The 24827-nt window shown below is 46.1% G+C and carries 31 protein-coding genes; 30 read left to right on the forward strand and 1 reads right to left on the reverse strand.

Annotated features, from left to right (window positions below; all coding sequences use genetic code 11):
- Positions 1 to 15: 15 nt before the first annotated feature.
- From ACK3CJ_RS08405 to ACK3CJ_RS08520, 24 genes are all read left to right on the forward strand, one after another.
- Positions 16 to 297, forward strand: a complete 282-nt coding sequence (locus ACK3CJ_RS08405; protein ID WP_409525983.1) for a reverse transcriptase domain-containing protein — start codon at positions 16 to 18, stop codon at positions 295 to 297.
- Between the two features lie 238 nt (positions 298 to 535).
- Positions 536 to 1972 (forward strand): IS66 family transposase, encoded by a 1437-nt coding sequence (gene tnpC, locus ACK3CJ_RS08410; protein WP_409524409.1) that lies wholly within the window; start codon positions 536 to 538, stop codon positions 1970 to 1972.
- An 87-nt stretch (positions 1973 to 2059) separates the two neighbouring features.
- Positions 2060 to 2767 carry a reverse transcriptase domain-containing protein gene (locus ACK3CJ_RS08415; RefSeq protein ID WP_409525984.1) on the forward strand — a complete coding sequence of 236 codons (708 nt, stop codon included), beginning with the start codon at positions 2060 to 2062 and terminating at the stop codon, positions 2765 to 2767.
- Between the two features lie 118 nt (positions 2768 to 2885).
- Positions 2886 to 3179, forward strand: a complete 294-nt coding sequence (locus ACK3CJ_RS08420) for a hypothetical protein (RefSeq protein WP_409525985.1) — start codon at positions 2886 to 2888, stop codon at positions 3177 to 3179.
- A 107-nt stretch (positions 3180 to 3286) separates the two neighbouring features.
- Positions 3287 to 3769, forward strand: a complete 483-nt coding sequence (locus ACK3CJ_RS08425; protein ID WP_409525986.1) for a GNAT family N-acetyltransferase — start codon at positions 3287 to 3289, stop codon at positions 3767 to 3769.
- Between the two features lie 107 nt (positions 3770 to 3876).
- On the forward strand, positions 3877 to 4443 hold the full coding sequence (locus ACK3CJ_RS08430; protein ID WP_409525987.1) for an SMI1/KNR4 family protein: 567 nt from the start codon (positions 3877 to 3879) through the stop codon (positions 4441 to 4443).
- Between the two features lie 113 nt (positions 4444 to 4556).
- A complete protein-coding gene (locus ACK3CJ_RS08435; RefSeq protein WP_409525988.1) occupies positions 4557 to 4712 on the forward strand; it encodes a hypothetical protein in 156 nt (51 codons plus the stop codon).
- Positions 4713 to 4746: 34 nt separating this feature from the next.
- Positions 4747 to 6305 (forward strand): IS3 family transposase gene (locus ACK3CJ_RS08440; RefSeq protein WP_409522522.1). Its coding sequence is split into 2 segments (ribosomal slippage): positions 4747 to 5233 and positions 5233 to 6305, totalling 1560 coding nucleotides; the frame shifts between segments, so codons are not numbered across the junction.
- A 23-nt stretch (positions 6306 to 6328) separates the two neighbouring features.
- Positions 6329 to 6901 (forward strand): hypothetical protein, encoded by a 573-nt coding sequence (locus tag ACK3CJ_RS08445; protein WP_409525989.1) that lies wholly within the window; start codon positions 6329 to 6331, stop codon positions 6899 to 6901.
- Between the two features lie 107 nt (positions 6902 to 7008).
- Positions 7009 to 8376: an SMI1/KNR4 family protein gene (locus ACK3CJ_RS08450; protein WP_409525990.1), complete on the forward strand. Its 1368-nt coding sequence runs from the start codon at positions 7009 to 7011 to the stop codon at positions 8374 to 8376.
- 125 nt (positions 8377 to 8501) lie between these two features.
- Positions 8502 to 9089, forward strand: a complete 588-nt coding sequence (locus tag ACK3CJ_RS08455) for a hypothetical protein (RefSeq protein WP_409525991.1) — start codon at positions 8502 to 8504, stop codon at positions 9087 to 9089.
- A gap of 73 nt (positions 9090 to 9162) precedes the next feature.
- A complete protein-coding gene (locus ACK3CJ_RS08460) occupies positions 9163 to 9801 on the forward strand; it encodes a glutathione S-transferase family protein (RefSeq protein ID WP_409525992.1) in 639 nt (212 codons plus the stop codon).
- 93 nt (positions 9802 to 9894) lie between these two features.
- A complete protein-coding gene (locus ACK3CJ_RS08465) occupies positions 9895 to 10302 on the forward strand; it encodes a RidA family protein (RefSeq protein WP_409525993.1) in 408 nt (135 codons plus the stop codon).
- 182 nt (positions 10303 to 10484) lie between these two features.
- Complete coding sequence (locus tag ACK3CJ_RS08470) at positions 10485 to 10913, forward strand: DUF1801 domain-containing protein (protein WP_409525994.1); 429 nt, start codon at positions 10485 to 10487, stop codon at positions 10911 to 10913.
- A gap of 553 nt (positions 10914 to 11466) precedes the next feature.
- On the forward strand, positions 11467 to 11967 hold the full coding sequence (locus ACK3CJ_RS08475) for an AAA family ATPase (RefSeq protein ID WP_409525995.1): 501 nt from the start codon (positions 11467 to 11469) through the stop codon (positions 11965 to 11967).
- Between the two features lie 118 nt (positions 11968 to 12085).
- A complete protein-coding gene (locus tag ACK3CJ_RS08480; RefSeq protein ID WP_409525996.1) occupies positions 12086 to 12496 on the forward strand; it encodes a TIR domain-containing protein in 411 nt (136 codons plus the stop codon).
- Positions 12497 to 12504: 8 nt separating this feature from the next.
- Positions 12505 to 13452, forward strand: a complete 948-nt coding sequence (locus ACK3CJ_RS08485) for a caspase family protein (RefSeq protein WP_409525997.1) — start codon at positions 12505 to 12507, stop codon at positions 13450 to 13452.
- A gap of 105 nt (positions 13453 to 13557) precedes the next feature.
- The gene (locus ACK3CJ_RS08490; RefSeq protein WP_409525998.1) at positions 13558 to 13899 is read left to right on the forward strand and encodes a hypothetical protein; all 342 of its coding nucleotides are present in this window, start codon (positions 13558 to 13560) and stop codon (positions 13897 to 13899) included.
- 103 nt (positions 13900 to 14002) lie between these two features.
- Positions 14003 to 14317 (forward strand): hypothetical protein, encoded by a 315-nt coding sequence (locus tag ACK3CJ_RS08495; RefSeq protein ID WP_409525999.1) that lies wholly within the window; start codon positions 14003 to 14005, stop codon positions 14315 to 14317.
- 109 nt (positions 14318 to 14426) lie between these two features.
- Positions 14427 to 14897: an RDD family protein gene (locus ACK3CJ_RS08500; RefSeq protein ID WP_409526000.1), complete on the forward strand. Its 471-nt coding sequence runs from the start codon at positions 14427 to 14429 to the stop codon at positions 14895 to 14897.
- Positions 14898 to 14987: 90 nt separating this feature from the next.
- Positions 14988 to 15290 carry a hypothetical protein gene (locus ACK3CJ_RS08505; protein WP_409526001.1) on the forward strand — a complete coding sequence of 101 codons (303 nt, stop codon included), beginning with the start codon at positions 14988 to 14990 and terminating at the stop codon, positions 15288 to 15290.
- A 146-nt stretch (positions 15291 to 15436) separates the two neighbouring features.
- Complete coding sequence (locus ACK3CJ_RS08510; RefSeq protein WP_409526002.1) at positions 15437 to 15652, forward strand: hypothetical protein; 216 nt, start codon at positions 15437 to 15439, stop codon at positions 15650 to 15652.
- 149 nt (positions 15653 to 15801) lie between these two features.
- On the forward strand, positions 15802 to 16209 hold the full coding sequence (locus ACK3CJ_RS08515) for a DMP19 family protein (RefSeq protein ID WP_409526003.1): 408 nt from the start codon (positions 15802 to 15804) through the stop codon (positions 16207 to 16209).
- Between the two features lie 109 nt (positions 16210 to 16318).
- The gene (locus ACK3CJ_RS08520; RefSeq protein ID WP_409526004.1) at positions 16319 to 16699 is read left to right on the forward strand and encodes an SMI1/KNR4 family protein; all 381 of its coding nucleotides are present in this window, start codon (positions 16319 to 16321) and stop codon (positions 16697 to 16699) included.
- A gap of 21 nt (positions 16700 to 16720) precedes the next feature.
- Here ACK3CJ_RS08520 and ACK3CJ_RS08525 read toward each other — a convergent pair whose 3' ends face one another.
- Positions 16721 to 17755, reverse strand: coding sequence for an IS630 family transposase (locus tag ACK3CJ_RS08525; RefSeq protein ID WP_409523339.1), 1035 nt, complete (start codon positions 17753 to 17755; stop codon positions 16721 to 16723).
- Between the two features lie 152 nt (positions 17756 to 17907).
- On the opposite strand from ACK3CJ_RS08525, the gene ACK3CJ_RS08530 reads away from it, so the two are divergent.
- From ACK3CJ_RS08530 to ltrA, 6 genes are all read left to right on the forward strand, one after another.
- Positions 17908 to 18792, forward strand: a complete 885-nt coding sequence (locus ACK3CJ_RS08530) for a leucine-rich repeat domain-containing protein (protein WP_409526005.1) — start codon at positions 17908 to 17910, stop codon at positions 18790 to 18792.
- Between the two features lie 518 nt (positions 18793 to 19310).
- Positions 19311 to 19844: a DUF4272 domain-containing protein gene (locus ACK3CJ_RS08535; protein ID WP_409526006.1), complete on the forward strand. Its 534-nt coding sequence runs from the start codon at positions 19311 to 19313 to the stop codon at positions 19842 to 19844.
- 197 nt (positions 19845 to 20041) lie between these two features.
- Positions 20042 to 20539 carry a signal peptidase II gene (gene lspA, locus ACK3CJ_RS08540; protein ID WP_409526007.1) on the forward strand — a complete coding sequence of 166 codons (498 nt, stop codon included), beginning with the start codon at positions 20042 to 20044 and terminating at the stop codon, positions 20537 to 20539.
- 95 nt (positions 20540 to 20634) lie between these two features.
- The gene (locus ACK3CJ_RS08545) at positions 20635 to 21066 is read left to right on the forward strand and encodes a hypothetical protein (protein WP_409526008.1); all 432 of its coding nucleotides are present in this window, start codon (positions 20635 to 20637) and stop codon (positions 21064 to 21066) included.
- A gap of 378 nt (positions 21067 to 21444) precedes the next feature.
- Positions 21445 to 22587, forward strand: coding sequence for an FAD-dependent monooxygenase (locus ACK3CJ_RS08550; protein WP_409526009.1), 1143 nt, complete (start codon positions 21445 to 21447; stop codon positions 22585 to 22587).
- 619 nt (positions 22588 to 23206) lie between these two features.
- Positions 23207 to 24685 (forward strand): group II intron reverse transcriptase/maturase, encoded by a 1479-nt coding sequence (gene ltrA / locus ACK3CJ_RS08555; protein WP_409526567.1) that lies wholly within the window; start codon positions 23207 to 23209, stop codon positions 24683 to 24685.
- Positions 24686 to 24827: the final 142 nt, after the last annotated feature.

Consider the following 24827-nt stretch of genomic DNA (forward strand, 5'->3'; position numbering starts at 1 on the left):
GCAGAACGCCTTAGAATGAACGGTTACATACCGACGGTCATTGACCGCTTTCTCCAACAAGCCATTGCGCAAGTTATCAGCCAGCTCTGGGAACCGACCTTCCACCCCAACAGTTATGGCTTCAGACCACGGCGCAGTGCACACCAAGCCATCCGGCATGCACAAGCAGTAGTAGTGCAAGGTAAACACTGGGTTGTGGATCTGGATCTAGAAGCATTCTTTGATACCGTCAACCATGACCGGCTGATGTACCGTCTGGGAATGAAAATACGTATCTATTCAGCCCAAAATAACTAAAAAAGTACTTGACAGTGTTTTTGGCTAAAAACGTCCAGATCTCATCGCCGCCCTGGCTTCCATCATATGTACTTACCAAGCGCACCATTTAGCCCCGCAGTCGTTACAGATCAGACGATATCACTCCCTGCGAGGATGAATGCTTAAAACCGCTTAGAACGCATCACAGAGCGAAAAATCCGATCTGAAAAAAGCGTGCGATAATAAGCCATCAAACAGCAGGATTCAGGTCTATCTCATGAAGATCAGTGATATTGATGTCGACGCGATCATAGCGAATGCAAGGCAGCAACTTAAAGATGATGCATCTATTTCTCCATCGTTACGATCAACGTTTGAGATACTCCTGTTAATCATTCCAATCCTGCTAGGACGCGTCAACACCAACAGTCGCAATAGCAGCAAACCCCCGTCTCAGGATCCTGATCGCGTTAAAAAAGAACGCGCTAAAAGTGATCGTAAACCCGGCGGCCAACAGGGGCGTATCGGGAAAACATTACAACCCGTGGATGATCCAGATGAGATCAACGTTGTTAAAATCGATCGTCGCACCTTGCCCAAGGGGAGCACTTACACGTTCGCTGGCTATGAGACTCGGCAGGTCTTTGATATCGATATCAGTCGTCTCGTCACAGAGTACCGTGCTGAAATCCTTGAAGATGAACAGGGTAATCGTGTCACCGCGCCCTTTCCAGAGGGTGTGAAATCGTCAGTTCAATATGGCCCTGTATTAAAGGCTCATGCGGTTTACTTATCCCTGTATCAGTTACTGCCGTATGACCGCGTACGTGAGTACTTTGAAGATCAGCTCAGTATTCCGTTAAGTGTCGGTTCGTTATTTAACTTCAATAAAGAAGCCTTCGATAAAGCCGCGCCGTTTGAGTCATGGGTCAAACAGCGTCTGACTCAGGCGCAGGTGATCCATGCCGATGAAACCGGTATCAATATTGGTGGAAAGCGTCATTGGCTGCATTGTGCATCCAATGAGTCACTCACGTGGTTAGCACCTCACTCAAAACGAGGCAGTGAAGCCATGGATCAGATCGGCATCTTACCGCGCTTTACCGGTACGCTGTGTCATGATCACTGGAAACCCTATTACCGCTATACCGATTGCCAGCATGCACTGTGTAATGCTCACCATTTGCGTGAACTTGAACGCGTCTGGGAGCAGGACAAACAAGCCTGGGCACAGCGCATGCAGACATTACTGTGCACCATGAATGATGCCGTCATCAATGCTGGCGGGTCAGTACCTGCCGATCAAGCGGAAGGTTGGCGTAAAGCTTATAGAGACTGTTTAAAGAAAGCGGATATTGAATGTCCGCCACCCGATGAAGTACAACGAGACGGCAAACGCGGTCGCCTTAAGCGCTCAACGGCACGAAATCTACTTGAGAGGCTGAGGAACTTCGAAGCCGATGTGCTTAGATTTTTAGAGGATCCCCATGTGCCCTTTACCAACAACCAAGGTGAACGGGATATCCGGATGCTCAAGGTGCAGCAGAAAATATCAGGGTGCTTCCGGTCGCTGGAAGGTGCTCATATCTTCTGTCGTGTCCGGAGTTATTTATCGACTGCACGCAAGCAAGGAGTCAGCGGCTCGCAGGCTATGGCATCACTTTTTAAAGGAGAGCTGTTACCTTTTATGAATGCTGCCGATGATAATAAATAAACCTGCTGGGTCTATAATGGCTGAATAGTTACGAAAATACAAGATCAAACACTGCTGAAACTGATCAGGAAATACCTGAAAAGTCCCGTGCAGAAAGACCAGCAATTAACGGCGAGTAAGGAAGGCGCCCCACAGGGTGGCCCGTTATCGCCAGTACTGGCTAATATTGTATTGGACGAACTGGATTGGGAGCTGGAACAAAGAGGGCATTGCTTCAGCCGATACGCTGACGACTGTCAGATATTTGCTGGAAGCCAGCGATCAGCTGAGCGCATTAAAACGAGTGTGCAGCGATTTATCGAACGACGCCTCAGGCTCAGGGTTAATAACGATAAGAGCGCAGTAGACCGCCCTTGGAAACGGAGCTTTCTGGGGTTTACGGTTAGCCCACGACGCGATCATCGTATTAAGGTGGCTGATAAAGCCATTGTTAAACTCAAAGAACGTGTCAGGGGGCTAAGTCGCCGAACGAGAGGCCATAACCTGTTGCATGTTATCGCAGACGTGAAGAAATACCTGCTTGGTTGGAAAGCGTACTTTGGCATTGCCGAGGTACTGAGCCCGCTGCGTGACATAGACAAATGGATCAGGCGGAAATTGCGTTGCTATATCTGGAAGCAATGGGGTCGTAGTGGGTACCGCAAACTACGTCATTTAGGGGTAGATCGCTGGACGGCGTGGAATACGGCTAAATCTGCTCATGGACCCTGGCGCTTAAGCAAAAGCCCCGCGCTTTACAGGGCGTTGCCGAACAGATATTTTGCCAACTTGGGGCTGCCATCATTGGTGGCATGAGGAACAGTGAGGAAATGAACCGCCGTGGTACGTGACCCGTATGCCCGGTGGTGTGGGAGGAGGGGCATTGTGAGGTGCCTCCCTATCCCGATTATGGTTTTCCCGGTGGGAGGTATCAGTGCAAGACAATGAGATCGTAATCGGCATTGCCTGGTTTCAACCTGAAAGCTGGGAGCGGTTAAAGAAAATCGCTGATGATCGTGCTGATTTAGATGATAGTTACGACGAGTGGAAGAAAAATGCAAACGCGGCACTAAGTGATATTCGCGCTACGGGTAAGATAGTTAAAAGGGTAAATGTTGATATTGACGAGCTACTTAGCTGGTGTAAGGCTCAAAATAAGCCGGTCAATTCAGCTTCACGGGCACAGTTTGTATCGGGGAAGTTACGTGTCAAACCCAATAAACCATAACAAGGCCAGTCAGCAACGGCCACTGCGTGGCCTGGACCTCAAATCCGCTGCGCGGCTTTTCGGCCGCTGCTGGCGGCGTTATATGTTGCTAGAAACGGGAGTATAAAGTGTCAGGTGTAGAAATTCGTCAAGCAATAATTGAAGACTCGGCTCTGATTCATAGGTTTATTACTGAGCTTGCCACTTATGAGAAAGCAGAGAATGAAGTATTGGCTACAGTTGCAGATATAGAAAATTCTTTATTTGGCGCCAAAACGACCACTAATGCCGTTATCTGTAGCTTCAATAACGAGCCTATTGGTTTTGCGGTCTATTTTTTCAATTTCTCAACATGGCTCGGTAAGCATGGATTATATCTTGAGGATTTGTATGTTTCTCCTGATCACAGAGGCGTCGGTGCCGGCAAAGCTCTTCTGAAGCACCTTGCAAAAATCGCATTGTCGAAAAATTGTGGTCGCTTCGAGTGGAGCGTACTTGACTGGAACGAGCCGGCGATACAGTTCTATAAATCAATAGGTGCAGAACCACAAAATGAATGGGTAGGCTATCGTTTGGCTGGAAAAGCACTTGAGGAATTTGCCTGTAGTTAACAGCATATAACCATCGGCTGCACGGCGACCGATTTTCCGCCGCTTAGCGGCTCCAAACCGGCGCGTGAGCCGGGCGTTAGGTGAGTCCTTGAACTAAGGATGTGCACATGAAATGTCGAGCCTGTCCAAATAAATATCCAGAACCAGATATCACTGACGGCACAGCTTATTTTGTTTGTTCTAGTTGCGGTGATGTCCACGAAGTCGAAAATTATCGTGTCTACACGCCAGAAGAAAGAATAGAGATTTTCGAAAATAAGTACGGGGTTAAGCTTCCAAGTGAATACATAAAGTATGCTGGAACCGATGAGTCATGGGTGGTAAAACTGCCGCCACGCAACACGGACTCAACAAAATACTATTTTGGCGAAGGTTTCTATGAAATCGGTAGTTTTTCTGGTATATATCCAGATGAGTACCGATCTATTTTCGACAGTGCTGAACTAGTGAAAGAATGGAAATTACCAAAGAAGCTGGTGCTAATCGATGGAGATGGCCACACCTGGATGGCCTTGGATTATAGAGGTTCAGACATAGAGCCAAAGGTCATAGTTATAGAATCGGATGAATCCAATTATCTAGTTGTCGCAAATAATTTTAATGAATTTGTACAATCGCTTTTACCTTATGAAAGCGTTTACGATATGAACGGCAATGTTATATACAACGGCTAAAACACCTAACAATTGGTTCAAATCGTTCGCTTCGCTCACTGGGACGGGCTAAAGCCCGCCCCTTAACCAAACGTGTTAGGCAATCAAATCCAAACAAGTAAAGGAGATGTGCAATGAAACTTGATTATCTGTTAACTGGCGTAATTGCGGGAAGCTATATTGAAATCACAGGGAAAGGTGAAATCGACCAAGCGCTAGGGGCATTCAACTTAGAGTTAGAAGCTGTCCCGCCGTGTCAGAGTAGTTGTCCGGTCTTCTTTTCACAATAGTTAGTGTCAGACGGCGGGTGGTTAGCAGGTTCAAATGGCTGTTTATTCACCAGTAAGAAAAGAAGCAATATTAAAGAAGTTATTACCGCCGTTAAATCGCTCCGTGGCGCAGTTGGCTACAGAGGAAGGCATTTCTGAGCAGACGCTGTACAATTGGCGCAATCAGTTAAAAGCTCAAGGATATGCCGTGCCGGTCAGTGGACAAAAGCCTGATGATTGGTCAGGAGAAGCAAAGTTGGCGGTGGTGATTGAAACTGCCCCGTTATCAGAAACCGAGTTAAGCCAGTATTGCCGAGAAAAAGGCTTGTTGGTTGAGCAGGTTAAAGAGTGGCGCAGCGCCTGTGTGATGGGCAATGTGAGCGAGGTTCAGCACAAGGCTGCTGAGAAAAAGCAGGCCAGAGAAGATAAAAAGCGGATTAAGCAGTTAGAGCGCGAGCTAAACCGTAAAGAGAAAGCTCTGGCGGAGGCGGCAGCGTTGCTGGTCCTGCGAAAAAAGCTCAGAGCGTACTACGGCGAGGAGGACGAGGACAGTTAACGACGGTGAGCGAGCGCAACTTAAACCTAAGCTGGTTTGATGAAGCCGTGTTAGCGGGAGCCAGGCGCGATAAGGCCGCTCAGGAGCTTGAGATACCATTGCGCTCACTTCGCCGTTGGCGCGATGAGCAAGGCGCTGTGCTCGAAGATAAGCGGCCCACGGCAATAAGACCAGAGCCGAAGAACAAGCTTAATGAAGCCGAGCGCGAGCAGATATTAGCAACGTGTAATCGCGACGAATACGCCAGCTTGCCGCCATCACAAATTGTGCCACGGCTGGCAGATGATGGTGTCTACTTGGCCTCGGAATCGACGATGTACAGGGTGCTTAAAGCGGCAAATCAGCAACACCACCGAGGCAAAAGCAAAGCACCGGTGAGCCGAGCTAAGCCTACCAGTTACAGTGCTTCAGCACCAAACCAGGTGTGGTGTTGGGACATCAGCTATATGCCGTCTGGTATTCGAGGGCTGTACTGGTATTTATACGCGATCATCGATATTTACAGCCGAAAACTGGTCGCGTGGGAAGTGCACGAAAAAGAATGCAGCCAGTTGGCCAGTGAGCTGGTACAGCGCGCGTTACTGCGTGAGCAATGCTTGTTTAAGCCACTGGTGTTGCACTCGGATAACGGTAGCCCGATGAAAGGCAGCACGCTCAGGGTAAAATTGCAGGAGCTGGGTGTAACGTCCTCGTACAGCAGGCCCAGAGTGAGCAATGATAACCCGTATGTGGAATCGTTGTTCAAAACGGTGAAGTACTGCCCACAGTGGCCATCAGGCGGCTTTGCTACCTTAGAAAGCGCCAGAGTATGGATGATGGGTTTTACGACGTTCTATAACCATGAGCACCGCCATAGCGGTATACGGTTCGTGACACCGGTGCAGCGCCACAAGCAGCAAGACGAGGCACTTCTGGCAAAACGGAAGTCGGTGTATGAACAAGCGAAATCAGAGTATCCAGAGCGATGGTCTGGCAGAGCAACAAGAAACTGGACGCCTATAGGCTCAGTAAGTCTGAACCCAGATCGGGAAATCGTACCGGTTCAGGCAGCAGCGTAAAACGAGAAAATCGGACAACTACCTTGAAAAACTCCGCTGTAAAAGCACCAACAGGTTGGGATCCGGGAGTTATTATCATGATCTGCTGTGATAATTTGCGACTTTTTAGTGCAAAACAAAGAAAAGACTCAACTATTTCTGCGGTTCGCACAGGTCTTCGGTCGTTACAGTTTGGTAGTTTTGTGAACAGCCACCGCCAGGGTACTATTGTAGATAGCCTTGGAAATCCGGTAGTTCATATGAAAGCAAAAGGCTTTCTGTTCATTGAAGATGGCGTAGCGAAATCTAGAACTGTCATTCTGGATGGGTTCTCAAATCTAGACAAACACGGCGGCATCACCAAAATCACAACACCGTACTATGAAAAAATCACACCAACCGGCCCAAACACTGCTGCCGGCCTGAGCACATATCAGCTTGTGTGCGCTGACGGCACAGTACTTACGGGCCACACCAACTACCCATACGTATTTAATGATGGGCCAACTCTCAGCGCTGAAACGACCTTGGAAGTTCATATTGCAGAATCAAATTCGCAAGCTTTCCTAAATAACGGCGAGTCACCAAAACTAAAAGTTTCAATCAGAGAGGTGTAGGCCTAACGAGGCCAATCACGGCGACAGCTTTTCCGTTGCGGCTTCGCCTCCACTTCAAAGCTGCGCGTGTTGGTAACGTTAGCTCTCACAGATAGTTAAGGGAAAAAATGATAGAAGAAGTATTTAACGCTCTTGTTAAAAAGACAAGTGAGATACAGCCAAGCATGGTTGATTTACTAAATCCTGGATCTGATATTTCGAGAATAGAAAAAGTTGAGTCTCGTATGGGGATAACGTTACCTGTAGAGCTTAAATCGCTCTATCTATTGCACGATGGTCAAAAAGCCGGTCCGGGATTCTTTTTTGACTGGCCTTTTCTATCTATAGATGAAATGCTTGATGAGTGGAATGCATGGTCTCAAATTCAGGAAAATCAAGAAATCGATGATGTTCACTCGATATCTGTTCCTAGGGGGCACATAAAGGAAATATATTGTTCAAGAAACTGGATACCGTTTTCAAAAGACTACGGTGGTAATAACTATGCTATAGATCTTGATCCTGGCCCGAATGGACGAGCCGGACAAGTTATTGTATTTGGGCGTGATTTCGATACAAAGTTTGTTCTATCGCTAAATTTAACTGCTTTTGTGCAGTACTATTTAGATAGTCTCGATGCAGGTAAATATATTAAAGAAGATGAACAATGCATTATCATTAAGCGTCCTGAGTTACTTCTTTATAATAATGGTTTGAAAGATGAAGGCAGATCGTACGATGATTGGAAATTACATTTAGCTGATGAATGGAGAGAGGCGTTAACACCTTATATTTCAAGGTGTACAAGTTTCAGTGAATTAGAGTCAATTACAAGTTTAAATTTATTAAGGACAGATATTTTAGATTTGAAGCCCTTAATTGAGTTTAAAGGTTTGAGAGAATTAATTGCAAGTGCCACAAAACTACGAAACCTAGAAGGAATAGAAAACTGCTCAGAACTAAAAAAAGCTTATTTCGGTAAAATATCACCCAATGATATTTCAGCGATCAAGTTATGTTCAAAGCTACAACGGCTTAGTTTTTCTAATACACCCTTAAAAAACATTGATCCTATTTTAGATCTCAATAATTTAAAAGGGCTATCGATAGACGGTACTGGATTAAAGGATCTGACTGGTATTGAGGCTTTAAAAAAGTTAACTGACTTAGATATATCTAATAATAAAATAAGTGACACATCCCAAATTAGAAAATTAATTAAACTAAAGTCGTTAAACATTTCAAGAACTGGTATATCAGACTTGGGCTTTCTGAATGATTTAAAGTCTTTGGTTAAAATAGAACTCTATTCAATAGATGTCGTAGACTACTCCGTTTTAAACAATCTAAAAAAGCTGAAAGAAATATCTTGTTCCTTCAAGCAATTCGAAAAAATTATCAAGGTTTTGGATTTTAAACTGAGGTTTGTTATGGTTGGTGGAATGTCTGATGAGCAGCGAAATAAATGGTCGAGTTACATGCGTGATGAGAGCTAACAAAAACCTGCATAGGACGTTTTGATCCGTGGCTCGTTTGTGCGCTCGCTGCGCTCACCTTAGCACAAACGCTCCACTCCGCAAAACGCCTCTGAGGTTGGCGTTAAGCACTCACAGGGAGCACCATGGCAAATCGAACCTACCTTTACTGTTCAGAAAAGCCAGTCAAGTATATCGAACTAGATGCAGCCATAGTCATCAGTGCTGCGAGCTATATGGTTCCTGTGTTTTGGTACATGTTGTTTGATACATCGGACATAGAGAAGGCTTCGACTCCCGGTGATGATGACGAGCCTGATTTTAAGTATTATCGTCTGGTTGCAGATAGAGCATCATCTATAGAATGCGCCAAACAACGCATCGATTCAGTATCCAGCCTTTTGGGTGCCAAGATTGCAGAGCAATTCAATCAGTTTTTAGGTCTTATTGAGCAACAATCCGGGGAAAAGGTTGTTGTTGAGACTTGTGAGTTGGCTATGATGGACGAAAGCCCTCGTACCTTCAAAGGCGAGGCGATAAAGTGTATGAAAGCATTTTCTCAAGAGCCAATTGTTCGAAAAGGCCTATTCAGAAAAGAATCAACTGCAAACCCCAATTGGGTGGCTCTTCTAGGCCAGGCCAATATCAGCACCGATACTGAAGATAAGCCAATAGAAAGTCTCTGCGGTTACTCTTGGAAGATCCCTGTCCCTTGGGAGACAGGGACGGCTTAACAAATGCGGTCAAGGGACGCTCCTAACGTCGCGCCCCTGCCGCCAGCGTTATAAGTAGGAACTAGGAAGTCACATGTACAAGTTATTTTATTTTCCACGTAACGCTAGCTGGGCACCACATATGGTTCTCCATCATATGAAGGCTGAGTATGAGCTAGTGCTTGTCGACAGGAAGAATAATGAGCAGAAGTCTGAAAGCTATATGCGGCTTAACCCTACCGGACGCATACCAACTCTCGTAGATGGCGAATTAGCGCTGTTTGAAAGTGCAGCCATCTGCTTGCATCTGTGCGAGCAGAATCCTCACGCGAACCTCGTTCCAGCTATAGGTGACCCTGATCGTCCCAAATTTCACCAATGGATTTCATATTTAACTACCACAGTACAGCCTGAGCTAATGATATATTTCTACCCCGCTAAGCACACCACTGACGCTGCGGGGGAGTCGGCAATTGTTGCAGCGCAAGAATCGCGGGTAGCCGGTATGTATTCATTTTTAGACGAGGCCCTTGAAAGTTGTGATTTCCTTATAGGGAACAAGATATCCGTATGCGACTATTTTCTTTTCATGCTATCTCACTGGGGTAGTGGCTTTAGCCGGCCACCACTATTATATCCCAACCTGGGTGCCTATCTGAGACGCCTCGCTAGGCGAGAGACCGTGAAAGCAGTTTGCGCGGTTGAGGGTACAGATTTGGGTGCTTACAATTAGAGCTACTTATAACAATGCGCTCCAGCCGATGCGCTAACGCGCCCGGCTGAGCTTCGCGTTGGGCGATTTAAATAAAACGGTATGGAGGTTTACATGTCAGTAGAACTATTTAATCCCGTGGGAGTCTTTCAGCCTGATTCTTACTTCCAAGTTGCAGTTGGAGTGGGGAAGAAAATTGTTTTTCTTTCGGGCCAAGTGGCCCAGGATGAAAGTGGTAGTATCGTTGGGCAAGACGATTTGGCAGCCCAAGCCGAACAGGTTTATCTCAATGTCGCTGCTGCCCTCCAAGAGGCAGGCGCAACCTTTGACGATGTTGCCAAATTGACAGTTTACGTAGTCAATTGGACTCCTGACAAGATGGAGCAACTCGTTTCAGGAGCCATGCGCGCAGCAGAGAAAGTCGGGTTTGATCCGCGGCGGGCCATCACGCTTGTCGGTGTCTCTGCTTTGTCCTCCCCCGAGCTCTTGGTTGAGGTTGAAGCAGTTGCCGTGGTTGATTGAGCTCTGAGATTCCGAGCCCAACAAGGCGCTCCAGCCGACTCTTTAACTGCAGGGCAGTCAAAGAGTCGGCTGAGCTTAGTCGTTATGAGTAAATTAGCTGATGAGACTTACTCTTTCACAAGCATCAGTGCTGATCATGTGTGTAATAGAGTATCCTCAGACATTTTAAAGGAGGTAACGCGTTGTCAACAAAAAAAACGAACATAGATCCGAAGCGGAATGCTGGGGGGAATCCGTATATCGAGAAGGGCGATGGTGATGCCCCTATTCAAGGCTATATCGCGGCCATGCCTGGTTGGAAGCAAGCCCTCGGTCGTCAGCTTGATACATTGATCACTCGCGAAGTGTCGGGCGTCCAAAAAGCCGTGCGTTGGAATACTCCGTTTTATGGTGTCGAAGGACAGGGCTGGTTTCTGGCGATGTACTGCTACAAAAAATATTTCCAGATCAGTTTCTTGAATGGATCGCAGCTTGATCCCTTGCCGCCCAAAGAGTCGAAGGAAAAAAGTGTGCGGTATCTAGACATATACGAGGATGACGGTTTTGATGAAGAGCGCATAGCGAACTGGATTAAGCAGGCAGCCAAATTGCCGGGAGACAATGTGTTTTGAAAAATCACACTACTTCTATGCAGTGGAGCAAGTAGCAAGTGTCCACTCATAACAAGCGCAGGTTGCCGGACTGCCTTTTCGCTGCGCTCCAAGTCAGCCGCAACTGCGGGTGTTATGTGTATTTGTACAGCCTGTATGCTTGAACAGTTTATGGCTAGGGTGTAGGCTGGTTTGGTGTACAAAATTTGTACACCAAACGATCAGGGTAATCCTGAAATGCTAGCACCCTTGAGGAGGTTTCAAGATGGCTGTCAAGCACACACCAACAGGTGAAGTTCACAGTGGTAACAAAGGCGGTAAAACTGGTTGCGGTTTCGATACTCGTGACAATCCCAGCCACTGGGTTTCATCCCATGAAAGGATCACTTGCGGCAAAAACGGCTGCAAAAACTGATTCTTAACGTGGTTTGCTTCCGTTGTGGTTGACCTGAGATAAGGTCAAACGGGGGCAAGCCACATAACTAGTGCAGGCATGGCGACGCCCATTACATTGCGCCTTCGGCTCCATTGCAAGGGCGCGCATGCTGCAGGCGTTATGCGTAAGGATTAAGCAATGAGTTCGTACGGAACGTTGATATTCTTCTGTGGGAAGATGGGAGCTGGCAAAAGCACTTTGTCTGGCAAAATCGCTCGTGAGCGGGGAGCCGTGCTTATTTCAGAGGATGAATGGCTAGCCGCTCTGTTCCCCGGCGAGATCAAAGATTTCAATGATTATATTAGTTACTCATCTCGTCTTAAGCCAGTGCTGAGGTCACACGTTGAGCAAGTGCTCTTGGCTGGTACCTCCGTGGTGCTGGATTTTCCTGGGAACACCCGGAAGCAAAGAGCTTGGTTCAAAGATATATACTCGCAACACGGTATTCCTCATGAACTGTACTATTTGTCGGTAGACGATGAAGTTTGTTTAAAGCAGCTTAAACAGCGGCAGAAAGAACAGCCTGAACGAGCACAGTTCGACACAGAGGAAGTCTTTAGGATGGTGACAGGTTACTTTGAGCCGCCCGAAGAGTCGGAAGCGTTCAACCTCCAGATTGTAGAACGGAAGTCCGCATAACAAGGCAATCAAATTCGTTCCGGCCTTCGGCCTCCACCGGACGCCCTTGTCAGGGCGCCGTTTATTGCTGGCGTTATGCACTACAACCTAAAGCACATTAACCTAAGGAATATATAAAATGGCAAATCCTAGAGCATTCATTAGTTTTGACTATGACAACAATGTCACACAGAAGAACTTATTTGTTGGTCAATCGAAAAGCTCAAAAACGCCATTCTCCATTGAAGATTGGTCATCAAAGTCATCTTTACCCCAATCTCAATGGGAAGCCTTAATAAGAAGTAAGATAGGCAAGTGCAATATGCTTATCGTCCTAAGTGGAAAAACCATGGCAAGTGCTACGGGTGTTTCAAAAGAAATTGCTATGGCGAAGGATCAAGATGTGCCAGTTTTTGGAGTTTATGTGGATGGGGCGAATACGACCAGCATCCTCCCAAGTGGTTTACAGCGTAATCGAACCATTTCATGGGATTGGAAAAAAATTGCAGCTGCTATCGATCAAATGATGACCGAAGGGAAAAATAAGTAGGGATTCTTATGAAAAAAGCGCTAATCATTGGAATAAACGATTACCCAACCTCCCCATTAGGCGGTTGTGTGAATGACGCTAGTTCTTTGGCTACAATATTAGAGTCGAATGGTGATGGTTCTCCTAATTTTGGGGTTCGTATGATTACATGCCCTAGCACGGACATCACAAGACCTGTATTACGTGAAGCAATTGAACAGCTGTTCACAGGAGATTGTGATATGGCTTTGCTCTATTTCTCTGGGCACGGCTATATCAAAAGCACTGGAGGATACTTGGTTACTACTGACGCAAGAAAGTATGACGAAGGCGTTTCGATGGACGACATATTAGCTTTGGCAAACAACTCAAAAGCAAGGAATAAGGTCATAATCTTCGATTGCTGTCACTCTGGTGCAATGGGGTCGCCGAGCTTGTCAGGTAATGGAACAGCACAATTAGCTGAAGGAATGTCGGTATTAACTGCAAGTAGAGATACCGAGTATGCATTAGAGGTAAATGGTGCGGGTGTATTTACATCGCTTCTTATAGATGCTTTGAAAGGTGGTGCAGCAGATATTAGAGGCAATATCACACCGGGATCTCTATACGCCTATGTTGATGAAGCTCTTGGTGCATGGGATCAGCGTCCAATTTTTAAAACAAATGTCACTAGCTTTTCGCCATTGCGGGTTATTCCTCCTAAGGTGCCATTTGAAACATTGCGCAAAATCACACAGTATTTTCCAACGGCGGACTCTGAACACAAATTAGATCCTTCATATGAAGATACTGATCCTAGTGCAAATCCCGAGAATGTAAAAATATTTAAAGACTTGCAGAAATATCAAAGTGTAGGGCTGGTAGTGCCAGTCAATGCAGAGTTCATGTATTTTGCAGCAATCAACTCCACGTCTTGCAGGCTGAGCGCCTTGGGTTATCAATACTGGCGTCTTGTAAATGAAAAGCGGCTATAAAACTGCATAACAATCGCATGTTGTCGGACTGGTTCTCCGCTGCGCTCCAAACCAGCCGCAAATGCGGGCGTTATATTTTCACGCACTTCGAGAATAGGACGAAACATGGAACTTAAAGACTTCGTATCAAAGACGCTTCAAGAGATACTAACGGGTGTTAAAGAAGCACAAGACTCTGTAGCTGGGAAGCACGTTGGTACGGTTGTTCCTGTTACATTCTCACAAGATAATCTAAAACAGCCTGAAAACATTACACCTTTTCAAAATGTTAGTTTTGAGATAGTGGTAAATGTTGAAGAAAATTCAGGAAGTGAAGCGTCTATAAGTGTTTTAGGTGGCTGGATAAATGGGAAAGCGAAAGGAAACAATGGAAACTCAAATATGGAAGCAACCAAAATTTCTTTCTCGGTGCCAATTTCGTTTGCTGAAAGAACGCGTAATAGCTAAATATAACAAGGCACAGCAGTCGCTCCCGTTGGTCGCTGGGACGTCCAAAACGCTGCGCTTTTTTGGCCGCCCCTGTGTGAGGCGTTATAAGTAGGTGGGAAGCATGGAAACTTCCGCATATCAAAATTTAAAGCTCGTTATCCTGGACGTTTTGAGCCTGTCCAAGGATGCGATCCATATACATATAGGCTTGCTAGTCTTCTTCCTGGCCGTAGTGCTGTGGCGTCGTGGTCAACCTGATGTCTTGGCTTTGCTTCCAGTGTTTCTTGTGGCAGGAGGAATGGAGGTTTTGGACCTGCGAGATGATTTGGGCTCGCTAGGCTATATGCGTTGGTCGGCAAGCCTTCATGATCTGATCAACACAACTTTCTGGCCTACACTCGTCGTAATATCAAGCAAGTGGTTGATTGAGCGATAAAACTTATAACAATGCCATGCACCGGATGCCTAACCTCCGCTTCGCTACAGTTTGTCACCGGTGATGGCTGGCGTTAGGCATTATCACCAACAACAAGGAAACGCTAAAAATGCAAGATCAAGGATTAGAATATGCAGGTTTCTGGGTAAGAACTGGAGCCACTATTATCGACTCAATATTAATTATGCTTATAACATTTCCAATAATCATATCGGTTTATGGATGGGCCTATTTTGACATGGAAAATACGGGTTTAATCGCTGGCCCAGTTGACTTCTTAGTGTCTTGGGTATTGCCAGCTATTCTTGTAATAGCTTTTTGGATATATAAACAAGCCACGCCAGGAAAAATGGCCGTATCAGCCAAAATCGTTGATGCCACAACCGGGCTGCCTGCTAGCAATGCACAATTAGTAGGCCGCTATTTCGCTTATTTAGTTTCAATGATTCCGCTTTTTTTAGGGCTAATTTGGGTCGCATTTGATAAGCGCAAACAGGGATGGCATGACAAGCTTGCCGGCACTGTTGTAGTCAAAACAATTAACAACGGGCCTGAACCAGTCAAGTTCAATAACGCCTAACAATTGGTTCAAATCGTTCGCTGCGCTCTCTGGGACGGGCTAAAGCCCGCCCCTTAACCAAACGTTAGCACTTAAATAATCGGAGAACTTGTGCCGACAAGAAAGAGAGGGGCCAAAAAGAGACTCGATGCTGGCTCGCGGAAACACGATGCGGGAAAATGGCTTTTGAGCAGAGAGGGTCCTTATCAGGATTATGTGTCGCTCTATGTTAAAAGGTATGGTGTTTCGGAGGCCGTAGCTAAGGATGAGCTTTATGCTCTTGGATACCATGAAGAGGTGTTCCAAGAGGAACTGGAAGCGCAGGGAATACGCTGTGAATATATTCTCAACCCGTTGACGGGTGAACTGGTCCTCGTGCCTGAGGGTACAGAAGAACATGAGCTATTTATTTGATTTCTCAGCATGTGCTAACAAGGCCAGTCACGGCGACGGCTACTACATTGCGGCTTCGCCTCCATTTCGTAGCCGCGCGTGCTGAGCGGCGTTATAAGCCATAGGCAAGTATGAGTGTAAAGAGGGAACAACTCGCGAAAGTTCGGATGCCGTTTAGAGTGCTGGCAGGGTTTATTTTATTGCTTTCTCTGTTTGCTATTCTAGCAACTGTATTTTTTGCAGTTACAGAACCATATGATCATACTATTTGGGCTTTAAGTGCAGTAGTTTTAACTATGGCGTATGTATCGGCACATGTAGCTATTACTGGTTATGCCCCTAAATTTTTATTGTTTGCGCATGGTGCCAAAAATGGCTTATAACAAATTGCTTAATTTCGTTCCGGCCGCAAAAAGCGTGGCCTCCACTGGACTGCCTACGCTGCGCTGCGGCAGCCAATTAGCAAAGCGTTACGTTTAATCTAGCAATGAGAACCATTCTATTAATAATAGTCTTTATTTCGGGTGGACTGATGGCAGAAGAATATCCTGAGTCATTTGACGCGGTTTCTAAAAAACATGAAAAATCCGGCCTTGAATCCCTAACTGAAAAAGAGACTGTTATTTATACTATTTGGTGGTTGGAGGGCGAGATAAACAACGGAGGATTTCATCAATATTTTTGGAACTCTTCAGGTGACGATACAGCTCTGGCCCTGAATTCACTTAAAAAAATTGGAGCAAATTACACTGCATCGCTGTTGGAATCAGCCATTCTTATAGCTTTCAATGGAAAATTGCCAGCGAATCGCTCTGATCGGCAAGGCCTACTTGAAAAAGATGAGGGATCAAAAATGGACAAGCTGAATGAGCTAGATTCTAAATTTTATGAATATGTTGACGATATTGAAAGCAAGGTAAATGAATACGTTAATAAATAAAAACGTAACAAGCGCATCTTGCCGACATTTTGGTTAGCGCTTGAAAAGCAGCGCCAACCAAAATTCAGCAAATGCGGACGTTAGCTCTCACAGATAGTTAAGGGAAAAAATGATAGAAGAAGTATTTAACGCTCTTGTTAAAAAGACAAGTGAGATACAGCCAAGCATGGTTGATTTACTAAATCCTGGATCTGATATTTCGAGAATAGAAAAAGTTGAGTCTCGTATGGGGATAACGTTACCTGTAGAGCTTAAATCGCTCTATCTATTGCACGATGGTCAAAAAGCCGGTCCGGGATTCTTTTTTGACTGGCCTTTTCTATCTATAGATGAAATGCTTGATGAGTGGAATGCATGGTCTCAAATTCAGGAAAATCAAGAAATCGATGATGTTCACTCGATATCTGTTCCTAGGGGGCACATAAAGGAAATATATTGTTCAAGAAACTGGATACCGTTTTCAAAAGACTACGGTGGTAATAACTATTAACCCGGCGGCATTTTAGATCGCCTATGCAGCATAGGCTATATGCTCAGAGTTAAAGTACTTTTTCACCCGTTCGGGACGTCGCTGCAGTGTCCGCATGCAGGAGCGAGTTCGGTTCTTCAGCTCGTCCACTGTCCGAGGAGCCGGACCACTATGTACCATGCCTTTCAGATCGCAGTTCAGATACTCATCCGGGTTCAGCTCTGGCGAATACGCCGGCAGAAAGAAGACTTCCAGATAGCGCTTAACCGCCTTACGTTCGAGCCAGCGTTTCACCACTTTGGCATGATGTACCCGCAGATTGTCCAGGATCAGGAAGACCTTACCGGGTGTCGACTCAATCAAGGCCCGCAGGAATTTCTTCAACACCTTGGCTGTCATCGTCGACTCATACAACATGAAGCGCACAGTGCCCTGATTGGTGATCGCCGAAATCATATTCAGCGACACCCGCTTGGCAGGCAGTGGCTGGACCGGAGTTTGACCCACCGGTGCATAGCTCCGACCGTGCTGGGTGTTGTTCTTGATACCCGTCTCATCACCCCAGAAAATCTGGGCATTCTCCGCTTCTGCACGCGCTTTGATCTGGGGATACTCCTCCTTCAGCCAGGCATCGACACGGGAGGGGTTCTGCTCCCATGCTTTCTTCAGCGGCTTCTGTGGTGTGAAGCCCCAGCGTTTGAGGTAATCCCCCATTGTACGGACAGGTATGTCGATGCCCCAGAGCTGCTTGATCAACTGAGCAATAGCGCGACGAGTCCACAAGGCGAAACCAAGCTTGTACTGATCTGGCATCTGGTCGCGAACAGCTTCTATGACCTGCTGCTCCTGTTGTTCACTCAATCGACGTGGTTTGTTTTTAGGGCCTCGTTTTTGAACCGCAATAGCGGCGGCACCGCCTGTCTCGTAGCGCTTGTACCAGCGCCCGACAGTATCGGGGTGAACGTCGAGAAGTTGACCGATTTCACGGAAGGTTTTGCCTCTCTTGCGGAGTCGAATCGACTTCTGCCTAAGAAGTTCCTGTTGCTCTGGGCTGAGCTTGCGTGCGTCAATATTCATGCAGGCATTATACATAAATCAGATGTAAATTACCACCGGGTTAATATGCTATAGATCTTGATCCTGGCCCGAATGGACGAGCCGGACAAGTTATTGTATTTGGGCGTGATTTCGATACAAAGTTTGTTCTATCGCTAAATTTAACTGCTTTTGTGCAGTACTATTTAGATAGTCTCGATGCAGGTAAATATATTAAAGAAGATGAACAATGCATTATCATTAAGCGTCCTGAGTTACTTCTTTATAATAATGGTTTGAAAGATGAAGGCAGATCGTACGATGATTGGAAATTACATTTAGCTGATGAATGGAGAGAGGCGTTAACACCTTATATTTCAAGGTGTACAAGTTTCAGTGAATTAGAGTCAATTACAAGTTTAAATTTATTAAGGACAGATATTTTAGATTTGAAGCCCTTAATTGAGTTTAAAGGTTTGAGAGAATTAATTGCAAGTGCCACAAAACTACGAAACCTAGAAGGAATAGAAAACTGCTCAGAACTAAAAAAAGCTTATTTCGGTAAAATATCACCCAATGATATTTCAGCGATCAAGTTATGTTCAAAGCTACAACGGCTTAGTTTTTCTAATACACCCTTAAAAAACATTGATCCTATTTTAGATCTCAATAATTTAAAAGGGCTATCGATAGACGGTACTGGATTAAAGGATCTGACTGGTATTGAGGCTTTAAAAAAGTTAACTGACTTAGATATATCTAATAATAAAATAAGTGACACATCCCAAATTAGAAAATTAATTAAACTAAAGTCGTTAAACATTTCAAGAACTGGTATATCAGACTTGGGCTTTCTGAATGATTTAAAGTCTTTGGTTAAAATAGAACTCTATTCAATAGATGTCGTAGACTACTCCGTTTTAAACAATCTAAAAAAGCTGAAAGAAATATCTTGTTCCTTCAAGCAATTCGAAAAAATTATCAAGGTTTTGGATTTTAAACTGAGGTTTGTTATGGTTGGTGGAATGTCTGATGAGCAGCGAAATAAATGGTCGAGTTACATGCGTGATGAGAGCTAACAAAAACCTGCATAGGACGTTTTGATCCGTGGCTCGTTTGTGCGCTCGCTGCGCTCACCTTAGCACAAACGCTCCACTCCGCAAAACGCCTCTGAGGTTGGCGTTATAAGGCAAACATGAGAATCGAAGTTACCCGTGAAGCATGTTGCTCTCAAGATGATCAGTTGGGGCCTTTGAGCCTTCAAGTTGAGCTACCTGAAGAGTCATTAATTTGGGAGTTGGCGAGAGAGATTGGAGAGGCGAACTTTCTCCAGTTTAGTAGCCCTCACAACGTGATAGACGCCTACTGTGCGGGAAAATTACTTTTCAGTATCCCCGTTGTTGGAGCCATGGGTGCCACTGTCAATTATGCAGTGGGAAGGGATGATCCAGTTTGTCGCCATTTAGTGGAACCAAAAATTGCGTGTGTGTGGCCGGGCCGCTTATAACAAGGCAATTAAATTCGTTCCGGCCTTCGGCCTCCACCGGACGCCCTTGTCAGGGCGCCGTTTATTGCTGGCGTTAGGGCTCTCTGAGACATGAGCATGGAAGAACTTAAGACCAGAACCACAGACTATCTCGCTTCGGTCGGTATCGAAGTACCTTCGCATCTGCCAACGATTGAGGAGATGGATGAGGTAACGCCAAGAAGTGCACAAGACGTAGCTGGAAGACTCAGCGCTCTTGCGTATGTCATTGGGCTTGGTTTCGGGGCAAAAGGCAGCGATCTTTCGGAGCAGATTCAAAAGTACGATCTGGTGCCCTTCGTAAGCGAACGCGAGAAAAGTCTGCTCAGTGAGGAGGTCATTGATGACCAAGAGAAAGTAGATATGTCTTGGCAAGCGGAATGTGCCCAAGCTTTAGCGTGGTGTATTGGCCTTGTTGAGCTCGACCACTTCCAGCACTGTGATGACGACTTAGCCCAAAAGATACCATTCACAACGGATCCCAGTGGTTTCATTCGAAGTGCAAAGCTACGTCCGATTGCCGAAATTCAAGAACAATCAGACCTTCTGTATAGAATGCACTGGTATGCGAGAACTGCCGACTTACCGGGCGAGATTGCGATCTAAGTGAGAGCATAATCTCGGAACGGCGAAAAGCCATTGATTGGGTTTACGGTGTTGAGGAGGACTGGGATGAAGTGCGAATGGATACCTAGCCCTAACAATCGCAGGCACGGCGACGTCTTTTCCATTGCGGCTTCGCCTCCATTCCAAAGCCGCGCATGCTGCGGGCGTTAGTTGTCGAATATAGCCATTGAGGTCGTATGAAAATTAAAGCGTTACTTATTTTTTTAGTTTGCTTGCCTCTAATTGGATGTGATCGTTACACCAAACAGCAGGCTGTATTTCTTCTTAAGGGGCAAGAGCCAGTATCATTTTTGAATGGTTTTTTTACTCTTACCTATCACGAAAACACTGGCGCTATGTTAAGTCTCGGAGCTTATCTACCCGAGAATGTTCGGTTCATTATTTTTACACTTCTAGTGGGTTTAGTATTAGTAGGCGGTTTAATCTACTTATTAGTAAAGCCAATGAATAAATATAACTTTACTTTAGGCTTGCTCATACTTTCTGGCGGTTTTGGCAATCTATATGATCGAGCGTTCAATAATGGTCGCGTCGTAGACTTCATGCTATTACAAGCAGGCTCGTTAAAAACCGGTGTGTTTAACGTTGCGGACATTGCAATTATGGTCGGCCTTTTTGGTTTTATATTTATTTCTAGCAAATGGGGCAAGCAACTAACAAATCAATCAAACTGATGGTTTTTAAGTTGCCAATTTGCGCATGGCTTCGCCATTATTGCGCAAACAGTCAACTTAAAAACCACAGTTTATCTCAGCGTTAGAGGGCAATTATGAGTTTCGGAAAATTTTACATAATTGACGATGAAGTTCGATCCTTCTTCGAAGGAAGGACAACGAAAAGTGATTGGTATGATGCTTTAGGAGAAATCGAGATTCAGAATAGTGAATCATGTGATGCTGAAGAATCAATACCTGCCTGGATATTAGCCTTGAAGAACGAAGAACAACCCTTGAATTTACTGTTCCAAGGTGAACTACGGGCAGAGCCAAATGAATATGACGATCCTGACGTTGTATTTATCGGCAAAGACATGATCTTCTCAATTGTTAAAGAACTCGAAAAGAAACCGAAACCATATTTCCAAAAGTTACTTGACAATGTTAATTGCTCAGCAGATTTTTGGCTTTTCGACTCAATGTTTCAGTTTCTAAAAAGTGCTGGCGCTAACAAAAAGGCTATTGTAATAATATGGGGCGGCTAGTGAGTTCTAACAAAGCCATGAACTCGGGTTTTTATAAAACGTCATCTTTTTTGTTCAAAAAAAACTGCCACTTCCCCAAGCTGGTTAGGGCGGAGTTAACCATTTGTATTCTTCTTGTTTGTTTTTGCACCGCGTACATTTGCAAAATTTCTCCACTACTTTCGGGTTTACAGCGGTTCGTCAGCAGCATCGATACATTAAATTTATTGCGTTTCGCCAGGTTAATCGCGCAACGCGCTACAAGCAGGAAAGCGGTGCTTTAAATTATGCGTACATCCGAGCCTCTAACAATTGGTTCAAATCGCTCGCTGCGCTCGCTGGGACGGGCTAAAGCCCGCCCCTTAACCAAACGTTATGCAGATTGAAAAGGGAGTAGTCGTGCGAGGAATTATTGTTGGAGCCGGTATCGGTGGTCTTTCAACGGCAATAGCGTTGAGGAAACACGATATCGATGTAAAGGTATATGAGGCTGCAACCCGGCTTGAAGCTGCTGGGGCTGGTATTCTTGTTCCCCCCAATGCGCTGATGGTGCTAGATAGGTACGGTTTACTAAAGAAAGTAAAAGAGTCAGGAGTTGGTCTAGAGTCTTTGGTCATTTGTGATAACAAAGGGAGAAAGTTATCTAAAACTCCAGCAATTTATACGAAAAATGGAATTCAATATCAAACTATTGCATTACATCGAGCGGAGCTACAAAACACATTACTTAGCAGCCTACATGCCGATTCTGTTATAACAAACAAAAAATGCTCAAACGTAATCGCTAGTCAGAGTGTGGTGGATGTCCTCTTTGAGGACGGAACATCGGAGATAGCAGACTTTGTTATCGGTGCGGATGGAATTAACTCCCAGGTAAGAAAGTCCCTATTTCCTACGCAAAAATTGAGATATTCCAGGCAAATTTGCTGGCGAGGAATATCAGAGATTCAGCTCTCACCGAAATGGTGTAAGCAACTAACAGAAATATGGGGAAGGGGTATTCGGTTTGGATTTGTTCCAATCGGCGCCAGTAAAGTATATTGGTATGCGACGCAAGTCCAAGGAGCAGTTGATTTAACCAATACCAGTTTCGTTAAAGGTTTGCTGGAGGCCACCTTTAAAGGTTTTCCGGATCCTGTTATGGAAATCATTAAACAAGCGGATAGTTCGAAAGTAATAGAAAGTCGTATAAGCGATTTATACCCTATGGAGTCTTGGTTTTCGAACACGGTCGCCCTCATTGGTGATGCTGCCCATGCTTCAACCCCTAATATTGGTCAAGGTGGTGCCCAAGCAATAGAAGATTCTTGGGTTCTTTCTTCGCAAATGTCGAACTGCGATACCCTCCGGGAGGCTTTCGAAAATTTTCAGAAATTGAGGTATTCGAAAGTTCAAAAAATAGTAAATAGTTCTTGGCAAGTAGGTCAGGTAACAAATTATAAGAATCGTATAGCGTGCAACATTAGAAACAACGTATTTCGCTTTGTTCCTAATTTTGTAATTAAAAGGCAGTCACGTCTGTTGTATGATATTCCTTACTGATTGTTTGTGAAAAATCGGCCTAACACCTATGAGCCGGTGCGACACGAAGTTGTGCAATGAAGTTGTTCCGCTAAGGATTAGACGGAACCACCCGTGTCACCGGGTGAATCTATGAGCCTGAATAAAGTAGCGGCTCGGACAATGTAATGAAGCGCCTTCGGGTGCGGGGCGCAAATCGTGAGAGGCACGCCCTTCTGGCAGCCACAAGCCGGATGAATGCTAGATAGCTGGTATGGTGAAGATATCTGAATCTGTGGTAAAGGCCGTTAAGGTGAACAAGCGGAAGTGGCTATGACGCTTGAACCAAAAGGTACAGGAAGCGGGAGTGGCGCTTTGGCTCTGCGCGCTCGTGACCCACTAGCTTCCCGGTCGAAAGCAGACACCTACCCCAGCACACTTCGTTGCACGGAACGTGGAAACCCCGTATCGCTCCCTCTGGGACAGCAGGCTGTGAGGCCTGCCTATGGTGATGCGGGTTTGGGAGGTCGGAAAAAGCGAAGGCCAGACTGTAACGGTCTGGATACGGGTTGCAACATCACCCGGCACGAAAGTGAGCCCACGTCCGATTGGTCTTACCTCGCAAGAGATTTTGTGGAATCGGGATGAGAAGGAAAAGCAAATGACGGCAACGGTCAAGCCGTTGATCGGTGCATCCTTCAAGGCAGCGCAGTGGGATGCTATCAACTGGCGCCCCATTGAGCAGCAGGTACAACGACTGCAAATGCGTATTGCGAAGGCGACTCGGGAACAGCGCTGGGGCAAGGTAAAAGCCTTGCAATGGCTACTGACCCACTCGTTCGCGGGCAAACTGCTGGCCGTGCGACGAGTGACACAGAACACCGGGCGTAACACACCCGGTGTAGATGGTGACATCTGGAAAACTCCCGCCCGAAAATGGCAGGCAGCGCAATCATTGCAACGACGAGGCTATCAACCTCAGCCGCTGCGGCGCATCTATATCCCCAAGAAGAATGGCAAACGTCGTCCGCTCGGTATTCCCTGCATGGGCTGTCGAGCCATGCAGGCATTACACCTGCATGCGCTTGAGCCCGTCGCAGAGACACTGGCAGACCCGAATTCGTATGGGTTCCGCCCCAAACGTTCGACAGCCGATGCCATAGCGCAATGCTTTCAAGTGCTCAGTCGCAAGAACTCCGCGCAATGGATTCTTGAGGGAGATATTAAAGCCTGTTTTGATCGGATCAGCCACTCTTGGTTACTGGAGCATATCCCTATGGATAAGCGTATTCTCGCTCAGTGGCTAGCGGCGGGTTACATGGAAGAAGGCAGCGTCTATCCAACACAGGCAGGGACACCGCAAGGCGGCATCGCATCGCCCGTATTGGCAAATATGGCGCTGGATGGACTGGAAGTGGTTGCCCAACAGGCGGCTCGAAATCAGAAAATCAACGTCATCAAGTATGCCGATGACTTCGTCATCACTGGTGCCTCGAAAGAGGTCTTGGAACAACGGGTGCTACCTGCCGTAATGGAGTTTCTCGGGATGCGTGGTCTGGAGCTATCGGAAGAGAAGACTCACATCACGCACATAGACGATGGGTTTGACTTCCTCGGATTTAATGTACGGAAATACAACGGTAAGCTCTTGATCAAGCCCACCAAGGCTTCAGTCAAGGGGCTGCTGAAGGACATCCGAGTTCTTATCAAAGCCAGGAAGGCCATCACCACGGAGCAGCTAATCCGGCAATTGAACAGCAAACTCAGGGGCTGGGCCAACTACTACCGTCATGTGGTGTCCAAAGAATCCTTCAACTATGTGGATGCTCAGGTGTTTCGGGCAGTGATGGCCTGGATCAAGCGACGACACCCTCACAAATCGGTGGATTGGAAGAAGCGTCGTTACTTCCGGCTCGACGATTTGCGCCAATGGGTGTTCTTCGCGCCGACCCGGGACAAGGCGGGGGCGATCACTACCCTCGACCTGTTCAGGGCCACCAGCGTGCCGATCGTCCGGCATGTGAAAATCAGAGCCTGGGCGACGCCGTACGACCCAGCCTATATCGCCTACTTCATCCAACGCGCGCAATCGCGTCGGGTGTCCAGACGAACATGGTCGGGAGCACTAGCCGATGCTTGAGGCATACCATCATAAGTACTACTGTGTCGAGTTACCGGGTCCGTTCAATTGGGCCTTTGTAAGGCTTGAGCCGTGTGCGGTGAAAGTCGCAAGCACGGTTCTTAGGGGAGAGAGAGGCGGTAACGTCGTTCTCTTACCCGAC

The organism is Nitrincola salilacus, from assembly GCF_046271865.1.
Classification (GTDB): Bacteria; Pseudomonadota; Gammaproteobacteria; order Pseudomonadales; family Balneatricaceae; genus Nitrincola; species Nitrincola salilacus.